Annotated in this window: 14 protein-coding genes; 10 read left to right on the top strand and 4 right to left on the bottom strand. The window is 72.1% G+C overall.

Annotated elements, in window-relative coordinates:
- Positions 1–345 precede the first annotated feature (345 nt).
- Positions 346–1635: an amidohydrolase family protein gene (locus AB0K28_RS28345; protein ID WP_364375889.1), complete on the bottom strand. Its 1290-nt coding sequence runs from the start codon at positions 1633–1635 to the stop codon at positions 346–348.
- A 45-nt stretch (positions 1636–1680) separates the two neighbouring features.
- Positions 1681–3807 (bottom strand): anthranilate synthase component I, encoded by a 2127-nt coding sequence (locus AB0K28_RS28340; protein ID WP_364375886.1) that lies wholly within the window; start codon positions 3805–3807, stop codon positions 1681–1683.
- 284 nt (positions 3808–4091) lie between these two features.
- Between AB0K28_RS28340 and AB0K28_RS28335 the strand changes: the two genes are divergently transcribed.
- The 7 genes from AB0K28_RS28335 to mctP all read left to right on the top strand — a co-directional run bounded on the left by AB0K28_RS28335 (position 4092) and on the right by mctP (position 14256).
- Positions 4092–5270, top strand: a complete 1179-nt coding sequence (locus AB0K28_RS28335) for a cytochrome P450 (protein ID WP_345403493.1) — start codon at positions 4092–4094, stop codon at positions 5268–5270.
- Positions 5271–5306: 36 nt separating this feature from the next.
- Positions 5307–5906 (top strand): helix-turn-helix domain-containing protein, encoded by a 600-nt coding sequence (locus tag AB0K28_RS28330; protein WP_345403490.1) that lies wholly within the window; start codon positions 5307–5309, stop codon positions 5904–5906.
- A gap of 154 nt (positions 5907–6060) precedes the next feature.
- On the top strand, positions 6061–9558 hold the full coding sequence (locus AB0K28_RS28325) for a S8 family serine peptidase (protein WP_364375882.1): 3498 nt from the start codon (positions 6061–6063) through the stop codon (positions 9556–9558).
- A 78-nt stretch (positions 9559–9636) separates the two neighbouring features.
- A complete protein-coding gene (locus AB0K28_RS28320) occupies positions 9637–11226 on the top strand; it encodes a CocE/NonD family hydrolase (RefSeq protein WP_364375879.1) in 1590 nt (529 codons plus the stop codon).
- Positions 11208–12164: a WYL domain-containing protein gene (locus AB0K28_RS28315; protein WP_364375876.1), complete on the top strand. Its 957-nt coding sequence runs from the start codon at positions 11208–11210 to the stop codon at positions 12162–12164. The genes AB0K28_RS28320 and AB0K28_RS28315 overlap by 19 nt, the downstream gene beginning before the upstream one ends.
- Positions 12165–12442: 278 nt before the next feature.
- A complete protein-coding gene (locus AB0K28_RS28310; RefSeq protein ID WP_364375873.1) occupies positions 12443–12652 on the top strand; it encodes a DUF3311 domain-containing protein in 210 nt (69 codons plus the stop codon).
- Positions 12649–14256 (top strand): monocarboxylate uptake permease MctP, encoded by a 1608-nt coding sequence (gene mctP / locus AB0K28_RS28305; RefSeq protein ID WP_364375870.1) that lies wholly within the window; start codon positions 12649–12651, stop codon positions 14254–14256. The genes AB0K28_RS28310 and mctP overlap by 4 nt, the downstream gene beginning before the upstream one ends.
- 49 nt (positions 14257–14305) lie before the next feature.
- On the opposite strand, the gene AB0K28_RS28300 is transcribed toward mctP, so the two are convergent.
- Positions 14306–14656, bottom strand: coding sequence for a DUF6285 domain-containing protein (locus AB0K28_RS28300; protein WP_364375867.1), 351 nt, complete (start codon positions 14654–14656; stop codon positions 14306–14308).
- 245 nt (positions 14657–14901) lie between these two features.
- Between AB0K28_RS28300 and AB0K28_RS28295 the strand changes: the two genes are divergently transcribed.
- The 3 genes from AB0K28_RS28295 to AB0K28_RS28285 are packed head-to-tail and all read left to right on the top strand — an operon-like array spanning position 14902 to position 17931.
- Entirely contained in the window at positions 14902–15684 is a 783-nt protein-coding gene (locus tag AB0K28_RS28295) for a CPBP family intramembrane glutamic endopeptidase (protein ID WP_364375864.1), read from the top strand.
- A 40-nt stretch (positions 15685–15724) separates the two neighbouring features.
- Positions 15725–16915 (top strand): acyl-CoA dehydrogenase family protein, encoded by a 1191-nt coding sequence (locus AB0K28_RS28290; protein ID WP_364375861.1) that lies wholly within the window; start codon positions 15725–15727, stop codon positions 16913–16915.
- Complete coding sequence (locus AB0K28_RS28285; RefSeq protein ID WP_364375858.1) at positions 16912–17931, top strand: phosphotransferase family protein; 1020 nt, start codon at positions 16912–16914, stop codon at positions 17929–17931. The genes AB0K28_RS28290 and AB0K28_RS28285 overlap by 4 nt, the downstream gene beginning before the upstream one ends.
- A 12-nt stretch (positions 17932–17943) precedes the next feature.
- Here the strand turns inward: AB0K28_RS28285 and AB0K28_RS28280 are convergent, their stop codons facing one another.
- Positions 17944–18519, bottom strand: coding sequence for a TetR family transcriptional regulator (locus AB0K28_RS28280; protein ID WP_364375855.1), 576 nt, complete (start codon positions 18517–18519; stop codon positions 17944–17946).
- Positions 18520–18687: the final 168 nt, after the last annotated feature.

Below are 18687 nucleotides of genomic sequence, written 5' to 3'. Positions count from 1 at the left end.
CAGACGCCCGCCGGGGCCCGGCAGGGGCCGACGGGGATACGGCCGCGCAGGAATGCCTCAGGACGAGAGTCAGGGGCACTGGGAAACGCTGCCTCGCGGGGCGCCGGGCGGCGCACGGCGGCAGCCGGCGTAGACACCGTGCGGCAATACGCCTGAGAGCGCAAAGCACCGCGCAACACAGCCACAACGCGCACCGATCGGCGCGCGGCAGAAGCCGGCGAAGATGCCGCCGTGCGCGATGCGCCTGACAGCGCGAGGCGCTGCCGAACGTGGCTTCGCTGAGCGTCAGGCGGCGTGTGGCGGAAGCCGTTCAGGGGGTGGGCGGGGGTGGTGCGTGTGCGGCCGTCAGAGGCGGTAGATGCGGCGGGCGTTTCCTGAGCCGATCATGTGGGCGATTCTGGAGGCGTCGGCGGTGCTCCACTCGCCCGAGTCGATTCTGGTGGCCAGGGCTCGGGACAGGGCTCGGCGGTAGGTGAGCGCGCCCAGGTAGGCGGTCTCGGCCAGGCCGCAGGCGCCGGAGCTGAACAGCTGCTTGTGGAACGGGGCCAGCTCCAGCAGCTCGTCGATGACGCGGGGCGCGGCGGCGGTGTGCGGCGGGGCGAGGCCGACGTCCACGTACACGTGCGGGAAGGCCGCCGCCAGATACGCGGCCTGACGGTGGAACGGGTAGCTGTGCAGCAGGATCATCGGGACGCCGAGCGGCTGCAGCGCGCCCGCGAACGCGCTCAGCCTGGCCGGGTCCGCCCGATGCGGCTCGCCGAGCGGCCCACCGAGCCCACCGCTGAACCCACCACTGAAGCCACCGCTGAACCCCCCGCCGCTGAAGCCACCGCTGGGCCCGTCCCCGGGCCCGGATTCGAGGCCGCCCTCGTAACCTCCGGCGAGGCCGCTTCCAAGGCCCCCTCCGAGGCCGCCCCCGAGGCCGCAGTGGAACTGCAGGGGGAGGCCGCGTTCCCTGGCCACGTCCACGGCGCTCCAGACCAGGTAGTGGAGCAGGACCGGGTCGGTGAGCGGGAGCTTGGGGTCGGCGAGGCGGCGGTTGGCGGCGGCGATCACGGCGCCCCGTGCGGGCCTGGACGGCTCCAGGTCGAGGCCGCACAGCGCGCCCGCGACGGTCTTGAGCCCGACCGCGCGCGCCGCCCGGGCGGTGAGCTGCTCGCCCAGGTCGTCGAGGTAGTCGACGGCGAGCTGGGCGGAGGCGGCGACGTCGCGTTCGATGTGCTCGACGCGGACCAGCTCGTCGGCGGCGGCCCCGCCGTGGCGGCCCATCTCGGTGGCGCTCAGCAGCTCGCCGTCCTGCGAGGCGGAGTCGACGAGGAACGCCACCACCCCGGCCCCGGCCAGCAGCCGCCGGTTGACCTCCCCGGCGCCCAGCTCCTCGCGGCGAGCCAGGTAGACGGCGGGCGGCGCGTGCGGCTCAAGGTCGAGCAGCGGCCCGCACCACCGCCGTACGGCGACGCCGAGCGGCGTGTCGAAGTGGGTGGTGCCGGGCGGCGCCGGGTTGCCGGCCCCGCTGATGAGCAGCTCGAAGCCGGCCCTGCCGAGGTCGTCGCGCCGCACCCCGTGGCAGTGGTGGTCGACGAGCGGGGCGAGCAGCGCGTCACGCACCGTGCCGGGCAGGTCTACGGGGAGCATGCGGAGACTCTAGGGGAGCCCCGCACGCCCCCGCCCGGGTTTTACTCATCTGCGGGCGAGCCGCAGGACGTTCGAGATGATCTTGGCGCCCGCGTTGCCCTCCTGGGTGAGGATCGACTCGGGGTGGAACTGCACGGCGAAGCGCCGCCGCGCGGTGTCCTCGATGGCCATGACGTTGCCGTCGGGCGTAAGGGCGGTCGGGGTGAAGCCGACCACGCCGGGCCGCTTGGCGTGCAGGGAGTGGTAGCGGGCCGCGGTGAACTCGTCGGGCAGCCCCTCCAGCAGCGCGCTCTCGCTCACCCTGGAGACCCGGCCGCGCTTGCCGTGCTCGGGGTAGTCGAGCAGCTCGAGGGTGCCGCCGGCCTGCTCGACCATGGCCTGCAGGCCCAGGCAGACGCCGAAGACGGGCAGGTCGCGGGCGTAGACCTCGTCGAGCAGCGCCGACATGCCGAAGTCGGTCGGCCAGCCGGGGCCGGGTGAGAGCACGACCAGGTCGGGCGCGATCTCGTCCATCATGTGGGTCGGGAAGCCGTGGCGCAGCGTGACGACGTCGGCGCCCTCCTGGCGGAAGTAGTCGGCCAGGGTGTTGACGAAGGAGTCCTCGTGGTCGACGAGCAGCACCTTCATGCCGAGGCCCGGCTGCTGCCTGGTCTCGGCGACCGGGACGACGCCGGGCTGGTTGACCGCGGCGAGCGCGCCGAGCAGGGCGCTGGCCTTGAGCTCGGTCTCGCGCTCCTCGGACTCGGGGTCGGAGTCGAACAGCAGCGTCGCCCCGGCCCTGACGGCGGCGACGCCGTTCTTGATCTGCGCGGTACGCAGGGTGAGCCCGGTGTTCATGGACCCGTCGAAGCCGATGAAGCCGATGGCGCCGCCGTACCAGCGGCGGGTGGTGGCCTCGTGGTCCTCGATGAACTGCATGGCCCACGTCTTGGGGGCGCCGGTGACGGTGACGGCCCACATGTGGGTGAGGAAGGCGTCGAGGGCGTCGAACTCGGGGCGCAGCCGGCCCTCGATGTGGTCGACGGTGTGGATGAGCCGGGAGTAGAGCTCGATCTGGCGGCGGCCGATGACCTTGACCGTGCCGGGGACGCAGATGCGCGACTTGTCGTTGCGGTCGACGTCGGTGCACATGGTCAGCTCCGACTCCTCCTTCACGCTGGACAGGAGGGTGCGGATGGCCTCGGCGTCCTCGACCGGGTTGCGGCCGCGGGCGATGGTGCCGGAGATGGGGCAGGTCTCGACGCGCTCGCCGGTGACGCGGACGTACATCTCGGGTGAGGCGCCGACGAGGTGCTCGCCCTCGCCGAGGCTGATGATGAACTCGTACGGGGCGGGGTTGCTGGTGCGCAGGCCGCGGTAGAAGGCGGACGGGTCGGTGCAGGTGGCGTGGAAGACCTGGCCGGGCACGACCTCGAACAGGTCGCCGCGCTTGAACTTCTCCTTGGCGGCGGCCACGACCTTGGCGTATTCGCCCCTCGGCGGGTTGGGCGGGACCTCGGCGGGCGTGACGGGCGGCGCGGTGTCGCCGGTGCGCTCGAGGCCGCGGGTGGTGGCGCCGTCGACGGTGAACTCGTAGCGGTGCTCGACGCTGGTCTCGCGCTGGCGGTCGATGACCACGAGCCGGTCGGGCAGGTGCAGCACGAGGTCGCGCTGGTCGTCGGGGCGGACGAGCTCCTGCCTGATGGGCTCGAACTGGAAGGCCAGGTCGTAGCCGAAGGCGCCGTAGAGGCCGAGGTGCGGGTCGTCGCCCTTGAAGGCGGCGATCACCTCGCGGATGGCGGTGAACACGGTGGGCCTGCGGCTGCGCATCTCCTCGGGCAGCAGGTCCTCGGACTCGGGGACGTGGACCTCGACCCGGTCGGCGGTGGGCTCGGTGACGGGCTTGCCGGCGGCCAGCAGGCACGTGGTGATCGCGGGCAGCACGACGCGGCCGCGCTCGTTCAGCGCGGTCGCCGAGATCGTCCGGCCCTTGGCGACGATCTCGAGGCACGGATCGACGTAACCGAACGCCCATCGGCTGTAGCGGCCCGGGTAGTCCATGCCGGAGGAGAAGGCGCCGCCGCGCCGCTCCGACAGGGCTGTCACGATCTCTTCGAGTGCGGCCTCGTCCACCTCGCGCGTCTCGCGCTCGACACCGATGCCCCCGGCAGTGGTATATCCGCTCTTCTCCACTTCCTGCCCCTTCAAATGATCGAGCCCCGGGGGCGGACACGAGAAAGGCCGCCATCCGGGGCGGCCGTCCGTTGTGGAATGCGAAACACGCGCCGCCTAGAAGCGGCGCCACCACTGGAGCTGAGCGTGATTTCGCATGTGGTCAAGGTTAACCCCCCGACCATGATCGCGCAACGCGCCCCCTACCGGTGTGGCGCACCTGGGCACACTACCCCCTCTCACTGGATGCCCCCTATTTCAATACAGAGCAGTACTGTATCGTTTCTCGGTGAAGGGAGACCCCCATGACCGAGACGATCATCATGCCCGCCGGGCGGCCCACGCCGTTCGACCCGCCGGCCGAGCTGGCCCTGCTGCGCGAGCGCGGCCCCATCGTTCCCCTCGCCTATCCCGACGGGCACCAGGGGTGGCTGGTCACCGGCCACGCCCTGGCCCGCGAGGTGCTGGCCGACCCGCGGTTCAGCGCCCGTTCCGAGCTGCGGCACCTGCCCACCGCGTCGGAGGCGCCGCAGGGGCGGCCCGCGCCGCCCGGGCTGTTCGTCGCGATGGACCCGCCGGAGCACACGCGCTACCGCCACCTGCTCACCGGCGAGTTCACCGTACGCAGGATGCGCCGGCTCACCGAGCGGATCGAGGAGGTCACGCGCACGTGCCTCGACGCGATGGAGCGGCAGGGGCCGCCGGCCGACCTGGTGGCGGCGTTCGCCGCGCCGATCCCGGCGGTGGTGATCTGCGAGCTGCTGGGCGTGCCCGAGACCGACCGGCCTGCCTTCATCGCGCAGATGACCAGGCTGAGCGGTCCCGAGCTGACGATCGAGGAGAAGTACGCCGCGTTCGCCGCCGTCCAGGGGCAGATCAAGGAGCTGGTGGCGGCCAAGCGGGCGGCGCCCTCCGACGACCTGCTGAGCGGGCTGACCCGCGGCGACCTCGACGACGACGAGCTGGCCACCATCGGGTTCATGCTGCTGGGCGCGGGCCTGGACACCACCGCGAACATGCTGGCGCTGGGCACGTTCGCGCTGCTGGAGCATCCGGGCGCGGCCGCCGCGCTGCTCGACGACGTGGACCGGGCGGTGGAGGAGCTGCTGCGCCATCTCAGCATCGTGCCGTTCCTCGTCCGCACCGCGCTGGAGGACCTCGACCTGGGCGGCGTACGGGTCGCCAAGGGCGAGTCGGTGACCGTCTCGCTGGCGGCGGCCGACCGCGACCCCGGCCGCTTCCACTCGCCCGATCTGCTCGACCTGTCCCGGCACTCCGGGAGCCACGTGGCCTTCGGGCACGGCGTGCACCAGTGCCTGGGCCAGCAGCTGGCGCGGGTGGAGATGCGGGTGGCCTTCCCCGCGCTGTTCGCCAGGCTCCCCTCGCTGCGGCTGGCCGTGCCGGCGGCGGAGGTGCCCCTGCGTACGGACATGGCGATCTACGGGGTGCACCGGCTGCCCGTCGCCTGGGACGCGCCTCAATAGACTCCTGCGGGACGACGGGACGCTGACCGGAGGGGCATGATCGACGACCAGGCGCCGCGGGTGCGGGCGGCGGGCCGGCCGCGCAGTCAGGAGGCCGACCTGGCCATCCTGGCGGCCGCGCTCGACCTGCTGATCGAGCAGGGCGCCCAGCAGACCAGCATCGAGCAGGTGGCGCGGCGGGCCGGGGTGACCAGGGCGACGGTCTACCGCAGGTTCGCCGACAAGACGGCGCTGCTGGTGCGCACGCTGGAGTGGGCCAACCACGACGACGACCCGGCGCTGACCGGCTGGCCCGACCTTGAGGCGATGTTCGCCGACTGGGGCCGCTACCTCGCCGTCCCCCGTAACAGGCGGCTGCTGCGCCGCCTGTACGGCAGCCGCGACGACTACCCGGAGCTGCTGGACACCTACAGGAAGGTCAACGGCGGGCGGCGCGCGGCGGCGGTGCGCGAGGTGCTGACGCGCGCCCGCGACCGCGGCCGCCTGCCCGCCGAGGTGGACGTGGACGTCGTGCAGGAGGTGCTGACCGCGGCGGTCATGCTGCACGTGGGCCTGGGCCCGGACAACGAGGACCCGGAGCGGATCGCGGCGCACTTCATGGCCATCATGGCGCAGTTCGGCCACCGTTCCGCGTGAGACGGCTGAGGTCATCGGCAGTTCGCCTGACCAGATTACATTTCTGTCCGCAAAGTAACTTTTTGCGACACCTATTGCTTTCCCGACATGATCAATTCACTCTTCTCGACAGAGGCGGAAAGATCACGCCTTCGCCCGTCGAGAAGGAGAGCACGTGCCCCAAACCCCCCGCTGGCGGATGATCCTCACGGGGATCGTCGTGGCCGCCACCGGTCTGCTGGTCCCGCAGACCGCGGCACAGGCGGCGCCAGAGTCCGACAAGATAGACGCCGCCGTGCAGGCGCGGCTGGCGCAGGACGACAAGGCAACCTTCTGGGTCAGGATGAAGGGCTCCGCCGACCTCAGCGGCGCCCGCAGGGCCGCGACCAAGGAGCTGAAGGCCGAAGCCGTCTACGAGGCCAAGAGCGAGCGGGCGAAGTCCTCCCAGGAGGGCTTACGCACGTTACTCGACGCCCGCAAGGCCGAGTACACCCCCTACTGGATCGTCAACGCGGTCAAGGTGACCGCCGACGAGAAGCTGGCCGGCGAAATCGCCAAGCTGCCCGAGGTCGAGCGCATCCAGCCGATCCGCGTGCTGAACGTGCCGAAGCCGGACGAAGGCCAGGCGCAGAACCGGGTGAACGCCGTCGAGTGGAACATCGACCGGGTGAACGCCCCGCGCGTCTGGGAGGAGCTGGGCGACCGCGGTGAGGGCATCGTGGTGGCCAACATCGACACCGGCGTGCAGTTCGACCACCCCGACCTGACGGCCACCTACCGGGGCAGGAACCCCGACGGCAGCTACAGCCACGACTACAACTGGTTCGACCCGGCCCGCGTGTGCCCCTCGACCGCGCCGTGCGACAACAACGGCCACGGCACCCACACGATGGGCACGATGGTCGGCGCCAACGGCATCGGCGTGGCGCCGGGCGCGCAGTGGATCGCGGCCAAGGGCTGTGAGCTCAACACCTGCACCGACGCCTCGCTGCTCGCGGCCGGCCAGTGGATCGTGCGGCCGACCGACCTGAACGGCGACAACCCGCGCCCCGACCTCGCGCCGGACATCGTCAACAACTCCTGGGGCGGTGACGGCTTCGACCCCTGGTACAAGGAGGTCGTCGACTCCTGGATCGCCGCGGGCATCTTCCCCGCCTTCTCCAACGGCAACGAGGGCCCGTCCTGCCGCACCAGCGGCTCGCCCGGCCAGTACGTGACCGCCTACAGCGCCGGCGCCTTCGACGTGAACAACGCCCTGTACGCCCGCTCCAGCAAGGGCGAGGGCGAGAACGGCGAGATCAAGCCGAACATCGCCGCCCCCGGCGTCAACGTGCGCTCCTCGGTGCCCGGCAACGGCTACGACTCCTACACCGGCACCTCGATGGCATCGCCGCACGTGGCCGCCACGGTCGCGCTGATCTGGTCGGCGGCCCCGGGCCTGACCGGGGAGATCGAGACCACCAGGTCGCTGCTCGACGGCACCGCCGTGGACACCGCCGACACCAGCTGCGGCGGCACCGCGGCCGACAACAACGTGTGGGGCGAGGGCAAGCTCGACTCCTACGCCGCCGTCCAGGCCGCGCCCAAGGAGGGCCTCGGCGACCTGTCCGGCACGATCACGGCCGGCGGCGAGCCGCTGTCCGGCGTGACGGTCACCGTCACGGGCCCGCTGACCCGCACGGTCACGACCGGCGCCGACGGCACGTACGCGCTGCCCCGCCTGCTGCCCGGCGACTACCGGCTGACCGCCGCCAAGTTCGGCTACGCCGAGGCCACGGCGGACGTGACGATCACCGCCGAGCAGGCGACCACCTCCGACCTGACCATGACGGCCCAGGCGAACGCCGTGGTGTCGGGCACGGTCAGCACGGCGGGCACGCCCGAGGCGGGCGCCACCGTCGCGGCCGCGGGCACGCCGGTGAGCACGGTGACCGACGAGGCGGGCCGCTACAGCCTGACGCTGCCGCACGGCTCGTACGAGCTGACCGTCACGCCCTCCTCGCGCTGCTCCAGCACCGCGACCGCGGAGATCACGCTGGACGGTGACCTGACCGAGGACATCGAGCTGCCGCTGCGCGGCGACAACTTCGGCTACACCTGCGCCTCCGGCGCGCAGGCGTTCGTCGAGGGCACCGAGAAGCTGGCGCTGACCGGTGACGACGAGGCCGTGCAGGTCACGCTGCCGTTCCAGGTGCCGTTCTACGGAACCGGCCAGAGCCGGGCGTGGGTCGCCACCAACGGCTTCCTCACCTTCGCCACCGACCGGGCCACCGCCGCGGGCAACGTCCGGCTGCCGGCGAGCGGCACGCCGAACAACGCGGTCTACCCGTACTGGGACGACCTCATCGTGGACGCACAGGGCGGCGTCTACACGGGCGTGACGGGCACCGCGCCGCACCGGCAGTTCGTGGTCGAGTGGCGCGACGTCACCTTCTACAACGAGACCGCGCAGCGGGTGTCGTTCGAGGCGCTGCTCGGTGAGGACGGCTCGATCGCGTTCCGGTACAAGGACATCGAGAGCGAGCGCGACAAGGGCCTCAGCGCCACCATCGGCGTCGAGAACGCCGCGGGCGACGACGCGCTGCAGTACTCCTACCAGGAGCCGGTGGTCGAGACCGGGCAGGGCCTGACCTTCACGGCCAGCCGGCACGGCCTGGTCACCGGCGCCGTCACCGACGCCAACGACGGCGAGCCCATCGCCGGGGCGACGGTGAAGGTGGGCGACGTGGCCACGTTCACGACCGGCGAGAACGGCACGTTCTACGGGCAGGTGCTGGCCGGCGACTACGACGTCGAGGTGTCCAAGGAGCACTACGGCACCTTCACCCAGCCCGTCACGCTCGCGCCGACCACGGTGACGCGGGTGGACACGGCCCTGGTCACCGGCCGGGTGAGCGCGTCGTCGGCGGAGCTGACCGTGGTGCAGCCGACCGACACCACCCGCAAGCGCACGATCGAGCTGACCAACCTCGGGGCGGCGACGCCGTACACGGTGACCGGCGGCTCGTGGTTCACGGTGTCGCCGGCGTCCGGGCAGCTCGCCAAGGGACAGAAGGCGAAGCTGACCGTGGAGGTGTCGAGCGCCGGGGTCGCCGCGGGCACGTACCGCTCGGGCACGCTGCTGGTGAAGTCGGCCAGCGGGCGGCAGCCGACCATCGAGGTCGCGGTGACCGTCGTGGTGCCCAAGCTGCAGGTCGCCGTGGACGTCGGCGCCAAGAAGAACACGGTGGACGCCGCCGGTGACACCTGGACGCCCGACAGGAAGTACAGCACCGGCGGTCACGGCTACGTGGCCGGCAGGAACAAGACGGTGAGCACGTCCAAGAGCATCTCCGGCACCACCGACCAGACGCTGTTCAAGACGGCGCGGGAGGACATGCTGGAGTACCGCTTCGACGACGTGCCGAACGGGACGTACACCGTCGAGCTGAACTTCGCCGACCTCGAGCGCACGCAGATGGGCAAGCGGGTGTTCGACGTGCTGGTCGAGGGAGAGCTGGCGATCCCGGCGCTCGACCTGGCCCTGGAGGCGGGCACGTACACGGCGGTGAGCAGGCAGTACACGGTGCGGGTGACCGACGGGCAGCTCAACGTGCGGTTCGCGGCCCGGCAGGGCTCGACGCTCGTCAACGGGCTGCGCATCTCGGAGCGTCCCGACAGGACGACGCCCTAGTGGTGCGCCCCTGAGATGACCCTGATGTGCGCCGCCCCGGGCTACTCGCCCGGGGCGGCGTATGTTACTGGTTGGTATATGAGACGCGTGCGGATAAGACGCGACCTTCCCGTGCCGATGCCCGACGGCGTGACGCTGCTCGCCGACCACTACGCGCCGCCGCACGGCGGTCCCGCCCCCGTCGTGCTCATGCGCTCCCCGTACGGGCGGCGCGGCATGCTCGGCTGGTACTACGGGCGCGGCTTCGCCCGGCAGGGCCTGCACGTCGTCATCCAGAGCTGTCGCGGCGGCTTCGGCTCGGGCGGCCTGCTCGACCCGCTCGGCGACGAGCACGACGACGGCCTGGCCACCATCGCCTGGCTGCGCGAGCAACCCTGGTACGGCGGCTCGTTCGCCATGTTCGGCCCCTCCTATCTCGGCTACACGCAGTGGGCCGTCGCGCCCTTCGCAGGACCCGAGCTGAAGGCGATGGCCACCCAGATCACCGCCTCCCAGTTCAGGGACGCCGCGTACGTGGGCGGCGCGTTCGCGCTGGAGTCGACGCTGAGCTGGACCACGCTCACCGACGGCATGTCGCGCAGGTTCGGCGGCGCCTCGGTGCTGACGGCGCCCCGCCTGACCCGCCGCGCGGTGCTGTCGGGGCGGCCGGTGGCGGAGCTCGACCTGGTCTCGGCGGGCCGGCCGCTCCGCTTCTACCAGGACCTGCTGGCCCATCACGCCGACCCGGCGGTCCCGTATTGGCACAAGCGGGATTTCTCCGCCAAGGTGGGCGAGGTGGAGGCGGCGGTGACGATGCTCGGCGGCTGGTACGACGTGTTCCTGCCGTGGCAGCTCAAGGACTACGCGGCGCTGCGGGCGGCCGGGCGGCGGCCGTACCTGACGATCGGCCCCTGGTACCACATCGACGCCAGGCACGGCCGCGCCACCATGGAGGAGGCGTCGGCATGGTTCCGCGCCCACCTGCTCGGCGACCGGTCGCGGCTGCGGCCCGACCCGGTGCGGATCCACGTCACGGGGGCGGGCGAGTGGCGCGACTACCCCGACTGGCCGGTGCCGGGCATGCGGGAGACGCGCTGGCACCTCCAGGACGGCTTCGGGCTCGGGCCCGGCGGGCCGCTGGAGGGCGGGCCCGACCGGTTCCGCTACCACCCGGACCACCCGACGCCGCGCATCGGCGGGCCCGTGCTGCTGGGCGACTCCAGGCCGCGCGACCAGCGGCGGCTGGAGGAGCGGCGCGACGTGCTGGTCTACAGCTCCCCCGCGCTGCGCTCGGCCGTGGAGGCGATCGGGCCGGTGCGCGCCGAGCTGTACGTCCGCTCCAGCACGCCGTACGTGGACGTGGTGGTGCGGGTGTGCGACGTGCATCCGGACGGGCGGTCGTACAACGTGTGCGAGGGGGTCAGGCGGTTGGGACCTGGGGCCACCGACGAGGACGGCGTGCGGCGGGTGGAGGTGGATTTGTGGCCGATCGGGCACCGGTTCAGGCGCGAGCACCGGATCCGGGTGCACGTGGCGGCGGGGGCGTACCCGACGATCGCCCGCAATCCCGGCACCGGCGAGCCGCTCGGCTCAGGGGGCGGGCGGATGGTGCTGGCCGACGTCGAGGTGTTCCGTTCGACCGAGCGGCCGTCGGCCGTGGTGCTGCCGCTGTGCGCGCCGCGCGGCTGATGTCGCTGGTCCTGCTGCTGCAGGCCAGGGGCGGGATGACGGCGGCCGAGCTGGCCAGGGAGCTGGAGGTCTCCGAGCGCACGGTGCACCGCGACGTGCTCGCGCTGTCGGAGGCGGGCGTGCCGGTCTACGCCGATCGGGGGCGCGGCGGGGGGTACCGGCTGCTCGACGGGTACCGTACCCGGCTGACCGGGCTGGACAGGGCCGAGGCCGAGGCGCTGTTCCTGTCGGGGGTGCCGGCGGCGCTGCGCGAGATGGGGCTGCAGGACGTCGCGGCGGCGGCCCGGCTGAAGGCGGCGGCGGCGCTGGCCCCCGCGCTGCGCGACGCGCCCGCGACGGCCGCGCAGCGCTTCCACCTCGACGCGCCGGGCTGGTTCGCGGGCGACGACCCGCCGCCCGCCGCGCTGGCGCCGCTGGCCAGGGCGGTGTGGCGGGACCGGCGGGTCTCGGCGGTCTACAAGGACGTGCTGCGGGTGCTCGAGCCGTACGGGCTGGTGCTCAAGGCGGGGGTCTGGTACCTGGCGGCGCGGCACAGGGGGCGGTTCCTGATCTTCCGGGTGCACCGGTTCGGCGAGGTGTCGGTGCTGCGGGAGACGTTCGACCGGGACCAGGACTTCGATCTCGCGGCCTTCTGGGCGGGGCAGGCGGCGCTGTTCGCCAGGTCGCTGCTGCGGGAGGAGATCACGCTGCGGCTGACCGGGCGCGGCGTGCGCATGCTGCGGCACGTGGCCGACCCGGCGGCGGTCGAGGACGCGATGGCCTCGCTGCGCGAGGACGGGACCGTGCGGCTGGCGGTGGAGTCGCTGCCGGTGGCGTTCTCGCAGGTGCTGCGGTTCGGGCCGGAGGCGGAGGTGCTCGGGCCGCCCGAGTTGCGGGCGATGATCGCCGACGCCGCCGCGCGCATGGCCCGCCTGTACGGATCTGACCGCCCGTCCTGACAGGGCCTCACTGACTGTTGTGGACGGATGACCGCTCGTCGCGGGCAACCGACCACTCGCCGATCAATGGCGGCACTCCCCACCGGGGCGGAGTTATGGTGCTGAACGTCGCGCCCGCATGGTCGTCTCATATGCCGAGATATCAATTCGGCATTTAGGCCAAACCGTAACATGCCGTTCATTGGGATTAATCCCCATGAAAAGCTAATCTCCCTCCGTTGACGCAAAGTCAGGAGCATGGTCACCGCCAGCGCCTGATCTACCCATCGGAGGGCCGGATGACTATCGGGGATCCCGGGCAGCCACGCACCGACCGCAGCCCCTGGAACTGGCTGCTGATCGTGCCCATCGTGCTGCCGTTGCTGACGTTCCTGTACAACTTCGACGAGCCGCGCCTGTTCGGCTTCCCGTTGTTCTACTGGCTGCAGATCGCCTTCATCATCGTCGGCGTCGGCACCACCACTCTCGTCTACCGGATGACGAAGTGAGCGCTCACACGACCGAGCTGGTCGTCTTCATCCTGCTGTTCCTCATCGTCAGCGGCATGGGCTTCGTCGCCGCCCGCTGGCGCCGCCCCACCGACCTCGCCAGCCTCAACGAGTGGGGGCTCGGCGGGCGCAGCTTCGGTTCCTGGATCACCTGGTTCCTCGTCGGCGGCGACCTCTACACCGCCTACACCTTCGTCGCGGTGCCCGCGCTGGTGTTCAGCTCGGGCGCGCTCGGGTTCTACGCGCTGCCGTACACCGTGGTCGTCTACCCGCTGGTGTTCCTGGTGCTGGCCCGCATGTGGTCGGTCTCGCACGTGCACGGGTTCGTCACGCCCGCCGACTTCGTCAGGGCCCGCTTCGGCTCGCCCACGCTGGCGCTGGCCATCGCGATCACCGGGCTCATCGCCACGATGCCGTACATCGCGCTGCAGCTCGTCGGCATCGAGGCCGTGCTGAAGACGATGGGCATCACCGGGCACCTGCCGATCATCATCGCGTTCGCCATCCTGGCCGCCTACACCTACCAGTCCGGCCTGCGGGCGCCCGCGCTGATCGCGTTCGTCAAGGACTCGCTCATCTACATCGTGATCCTGGCCGCGGTCATCTACATCCCGGCCAGGCTCGGCGGCTGGGACTCGATCTTCGACGCGGCCAAGGCCAAGTTCGACGCCACTCCGGCCGAGGGTGACGGCTTCATCCTCAACGCCAACAACCAGCTCCAGTACGTGACGCTGGCCTTCGGCTCGGCGCTGGCGCTGTTCCTCTACCCGCACAGCCTCACCGGCGTGCTCGCCTCCAAGAACCGCAACGTCATCAAGCGGAACATGTCGGCGCTGCCCGCCTACAGCTTCGTGCTCGGCCTGATCGCGCTGCTCGGCTTCATGGCCATCGCGGCCGGCACCAAGCCGGTCGTCACCGACGGCAAGGCCGACGCCAACACGATCGTGCCGCAGCTGTTCAACGACATGTTCCCCGACTGGTTCGCGGGCGTCGCGTACGCCGCCGTCGGCATCGGCGCGCTCGTGCCGGCCGCCATCATGTCGATCGCGGCGGCCAACCTGTTCACCCGCAACATCTACCGCGAGTACATCAACAAGACCGCCACCGACGCCCAGGAGGCCAACGTCTCCAAGATCGTGTCGCTGCTGGTCAAGGTGGGCGCGGTGCTGTGCATCCTGCTGCTCGACCCGCAGTTCTCGATCGACCTGCAGCTCATCGGCGGCGTCATCATCCTGCAGACGCTGCCGTCCGTGGCGCTCGGCCTCTACACGCGCTGGCTCCACAAGGGCGGGCTCATCGCGGGCTGGGCGCTCGGCCTGGCGGCCGGCATGTGGATGCTGTACCTCATCCCCAACCCGGCCAACGGCAAGGCGCACTTCGGCGGGTCGGCGTTCCCGCTGGCGAACTTCGGCTTCGACACCAAGATGACGATCTACGCCGGGTTCCTGGCGCTGATCGTCAACCTGGTGGTGGCGGTGCTCGGCACGGTCATCCTGAAGGCGGCCAAGGTCGCCGACGGCGGCGACGCCACCAAGCAGGACGACTACTTCGCCGACGAGGGCGACCCGAAGGTCAAGGACCTGGACCTCACCGGTTCCCACTGATCCCAGGGGTTTTCGCGGCCCGCTTCCCGCATGGGGGGCGGGCCGCTGCTCATTGCGTCTGGAGGTAGGCGGGGTTGGCGACCTCCAGCTTCGCGCGTACGGACTCCTCCAGGGCGGCGAGCAGGCGCTCGTCGTCCGGGAGGCGGCCCGCGCGGATGGCCTCCGCCAGCTCGGCCTCGTCCGCGACGCCCAACCCGGCCAGGCGGGCCGCGTGCCGATCGGCCTGGGCGGGGCCCAGGTCGATCTCCCGCTCGACCATGGCCAGCACGTTGACGGCCACCCGGGTGTGGAAGCGGACCCGGCCCTCCACGGCCGGAAGCACGTCGGTCTGCAGGAACTCGCGGACGGCGGCCACCAGCTGCGCCGCGCTCGGGACGTCATGCGGGTCGATACCTGTCACACCGTCCTCCCTAACACGCCACCCGCCCGATCCCAAGGCCCGTCCAGCACAGCACGCGCCCGATCCCAGGACCTGTCCAGCGCAGCACGCGCCCGGCCCCAAGGCCCGCCCCGCACGCCACCCGCCCGGCCCCGGGCCGGGCCGGTACGTCGGGGCTCGCCGCCATAGCCTGTGGGGCGAGCCCCGACGTACCGGAAATGTCTCCTTTTATCTGGGTCCGATCATGTCGGGGTTAGTCTGCGGCCATGCAGACACAGTCCCCCCTTGCTCCGCCCCACCTGCTCACCCCCCGCCTGATCCGGGCCGAGATCTTCGTCGTGTTGTCGGTGTCGCTCGGGGCGAGTGCGCTGGTGGCGTTCGTCCGGCTGATCGGGGCGCTCACCGCTCCCCGAGAGCTGAAGGGGCAGCAGGCCGTGCTGGTCGGGTCGATGGCGCCCGGCCGGCCGTGGCTGGATCTGACGCTGCAGCTGGTGCAGATCGCGGTGGCGGTGGCGCCGGTGGGGCTGGTGGCGTACCTGATGGTGCGCTCGAACGAGTCGCTGCGGACGATCGGCGCCGACTTCCGCCGGCCGGGCGGCGACCTGCTGCGCGGCGCGGCGCTCGCGGCGGCGATCGGCGGGTCGGGGCTGGCGTTCTACCTCGCGGTGTGGGCGGCCGGGGTGAACCTGACCGTCGTGCCGGGAGCGCTGCCGGAGGTGTGGTGGCAGGTGCCGGTGCTGCTGCTGGCCGCGGCGCAGAACGGGGTGCTTGAGGAGGTCGTGGTCGCCGGCTACCTGCTGCACCGGCTGGGGCAGGCCGGGTGGACGCCGTGGAAGGCGGTCGTGGTGTCGTCGCTGCTGCGCGGGTCGTACCACCTGTATCAGGGTTTCGGGGGGTTCGTCGGGAACGTGGTGATGGGGCTGGTGTTCGGGCGGCTCTACCAGCGGTGGGGGCGCGCGATGCCGCTGATCGTGGCCCACACGCTGATCGACGCGGTCGCCTTCGTCGGGTACGCGTTCCTGCGCGGCAAGGTGAGCTGGCTGCCGTGAGACCGTTGACCAGAACGACGTTCTGTTGTTGGGTCGGTGCATGACCTTCGCGGTGCCCGACAGTGTCCGGCCGGTGCGTGAGGCGGTGCACGCGTTCATCACCGAGCGGGTCGAGCCCGCCGAGCCCGTGCTCCACCGGGGCGGGCCCGAGGCGGCGGCGGTGCTCGGCGAGCTGCGCGAGCAGGCCAGGAAGGAGGGCCTGTGGGCGCTCGGCCACCCGCGCGAGCTGGGCGGGGGCGGGCTGCCGTTCCTCGACTACGTGTACGTCAACGAGGTGCAGGGACGCAGCGAGTACGGGCAGCTCGCGCTGGGGACGTACACGCTGCAGGACTCGCTGATGCTGCACGAGCACGCCTCGCCCGAGCAGCGCGAACGCTACCTGGAGCCGCTGGTGCGCGGCGACATCTCGCCGAGCTTCGCGATGACCGAGCCGGCCGTCTCCAGCAGTGACCCCACCCAGCTCGCCACCACCGCCGTGCTCGACGGGGACGAATGGGTGATCAACGGGCACAAGTGGTTCACGACGGGGGCGTCGCGGGCGGCGTACACGACCGTGATGTGCCGCACCGAGCCCGACGCGCCGCCGCACCTCGCCTTCTCCATGATCCTGGTGCCGACGGACACGCCGGGCTACACGATCGTGCGCGAGACGCCGGTGCTGGGGCTCGACGGGGCGCACTGCGAGGTGCGGTACGAGGACGTCCGCGTACCGGCCGCCAACCTGCTCGGGCCGCGCGGGCAGGGCTTCGTCATCGCCCAGAAGCGGCTCGGCCCCGGGCGGATCTTCCACTGCATGCGCTGGCTCGGCCAGGCGCAGCGGGCCTTCGACCTGATGTGCCGGCGGCTGCACGAGCGGCGCGCGTTCGGCGAGCCGCTGGCGGCCAAGCAGCTCATGCGGCAGCACGTGTTCGACTCCTACACCGAGATCCAGTCGGCGCGGCTGCTCACGCTGCAGGCCGCCGAGGCGATCGACGCGCGCTCGCAGGCGCGCGTCGAGATCGGGGCGATCAAGGTGGTGGGGGCGCGGATGCTGCACAACGTCATCGACCGGGCCATTCAGGTGTACGGGGCGGCGGGCCTCACCCCGGACACCCCGCTCGACCGGATGTACCGGCACGCGCGCGCCGGGCGCGTCTACGACGGGCCTGACGAGGTGCACGTCGACTCGGTGGGGCGGCGCATCCTGGGCGTGTACGCGGCGGGCGGCACCTGGGAGTTCGGCCTGCGATGAGCGACCCGTACGCGATCGTCGAGGCGGCGTTCGGGACGGGAGCCGAGGTGGTGACGTGCACCCGCCTGCCCGGCGGCGCGTCCCGGGAGACCTGGTCCCTCGACGTGGTCACGGGGACCGGCGACCGGCACGACCTGATCCTCCGGCTCGACTCCCCCGGCCTGCCCGCCGCGCCCGGCCCGGCCGCGACCACAACCGCCCCAGCGGCAGATGGTGCGGCTGCGGGTGTGGGGCTGTGGCTGGGGCTGGGGCTGGCGGCGGAGGCGCGGCTGATGCGGGCCGCCGCCGAGGCCGGGGTGCCGGTGCCGGAGATCGTCGCGTGCGGGCCGTCGTACATCCTGATGACGCGCGTGGCAGGCGAGACGATCCCGCGCAAGATCCTCCGGGACGACGCCTTCGCGGCGGCCCGGCCGCTGCTGGCCCGGCAGTGCGGGCAGGCGCTGGCGGCGATCCACCGCATGCCGCTGTCGGTGGCGCCGCCCGGCGGGCCGCCCGGCGGGCCGGAGGATCCGTTGGTGCGCTGGCGGGCGGTGCTTGATCAGCTGGGCGAGCCGCATCCGGTGTTCGAGCTGGCGCTGCGCCGGCTGGCGGCGGACCGGCCGCCCGCGCGCCCGCCCGCCGTGGTGCACGGCGACTTCCGCAACGGCAACCTCATCGTCGGCCCCGAGGGCATCAGGGCGGTGCTCGACTGGGAGCTGGCCCATGCCGGCGACCCCCTTGAGGACCTGGGGTGGCTGTGCGTCAAGGCGTGGCGGTTCGGCTCGCCGCTGCCGGTGGGCGGGTTCGGCGGGTACGACGAGCTGATCCGCGCGTACGAGGAGGCCGGCGGGCGGCCGGTGGACCGCGAGTCGCTGCGGTGGTGGGAGACGTTCGGGGTGCTGAAGTGGGGCGTCATCTGCGTCATGCAGACGATGCGGCACCTGCGCGGCGGCACCCGTTCGGTGGAACTGGCCGCGATCGGGCGGCGCGTGTGCGAGACGGAGTGGGACCTGCTGGGCCTGCTCCGCGAGAAGTGACCGCCCGCGTGCTCAGAGTGGGGTCACCGCGGCGGTGACGGCGTCCACGAGGCTCTGGACGACGCGGTCGCGCGGGACCTCCGGGTGGTCCAGCCACCAGTCGCAGGTGGACTGCACCATCCCGACGAACGCGTGCCCGAGCACCTGCGCCCGCACCGGGTCGGGCACCACCCGTTCCGCGGCCAGCACCGCGCCCAGCTCCTCGCCCAGGCTGCGGACCAGGGAGGTCATCTGGGAGCGGACCCGGCTGTCCTCGGCGCCGGCGCGGTGGAACAGGGAGCGGTAGAGGTTGAGGTTGGCCGAGACCAGGTCGAAGTAGAGGTCGACGGCCGCCGTGGCGCGGCCGCGCAGATCCGTGCCGGCTTCGGCGAACCGGGGCTTGAGCTGCGCGACGACCGTGCCGACGTGGCGGTCGGCCAGCGCCTGATAGAGGCCGTGACGGTCGCCGAAGTGGCGGTAGAGGACGGGCTTGGTGATGCCGGCCGCGGCGGCGATGGCGGCCATCGAGACGCCGGGGCCCTCGGCGGCGATGGCGCGGTCGGCGGCGTCGAGCAGCGCCCTGCGCCGATCAGGATCCCGCCCGCTCACCCGCCCAGGATAGATCGCCTGCGGGCCGGGAGCAGTGCGGAGAGCACGAGGAAGGCGCCGGTGAGCGCGTACAGGCCGGTCATCCCGGCGCCCGCCGCGGCCGGCCCCGTGCCCAGCCGCCTGAGCTGGTCATCGAGTCGGCCGTCACGTCGCTCGGCGTGGACCGGC

The organism is Nonomuraea sp. NPDC049504 (assembly GCF_040676845.1).
Classification (GTDB): Bacteria; Actinomycetota; Actinomycetes; order Streptosporangiales; family Streptosporangiaceae; genus Nonomuraea; species Nonomuraea salmonea.
The sequence above is the reverse complement of the archived record's forward strand: the minus strand, read 5'-3'. Positions and strand labels throughout refer to the sequence as shown.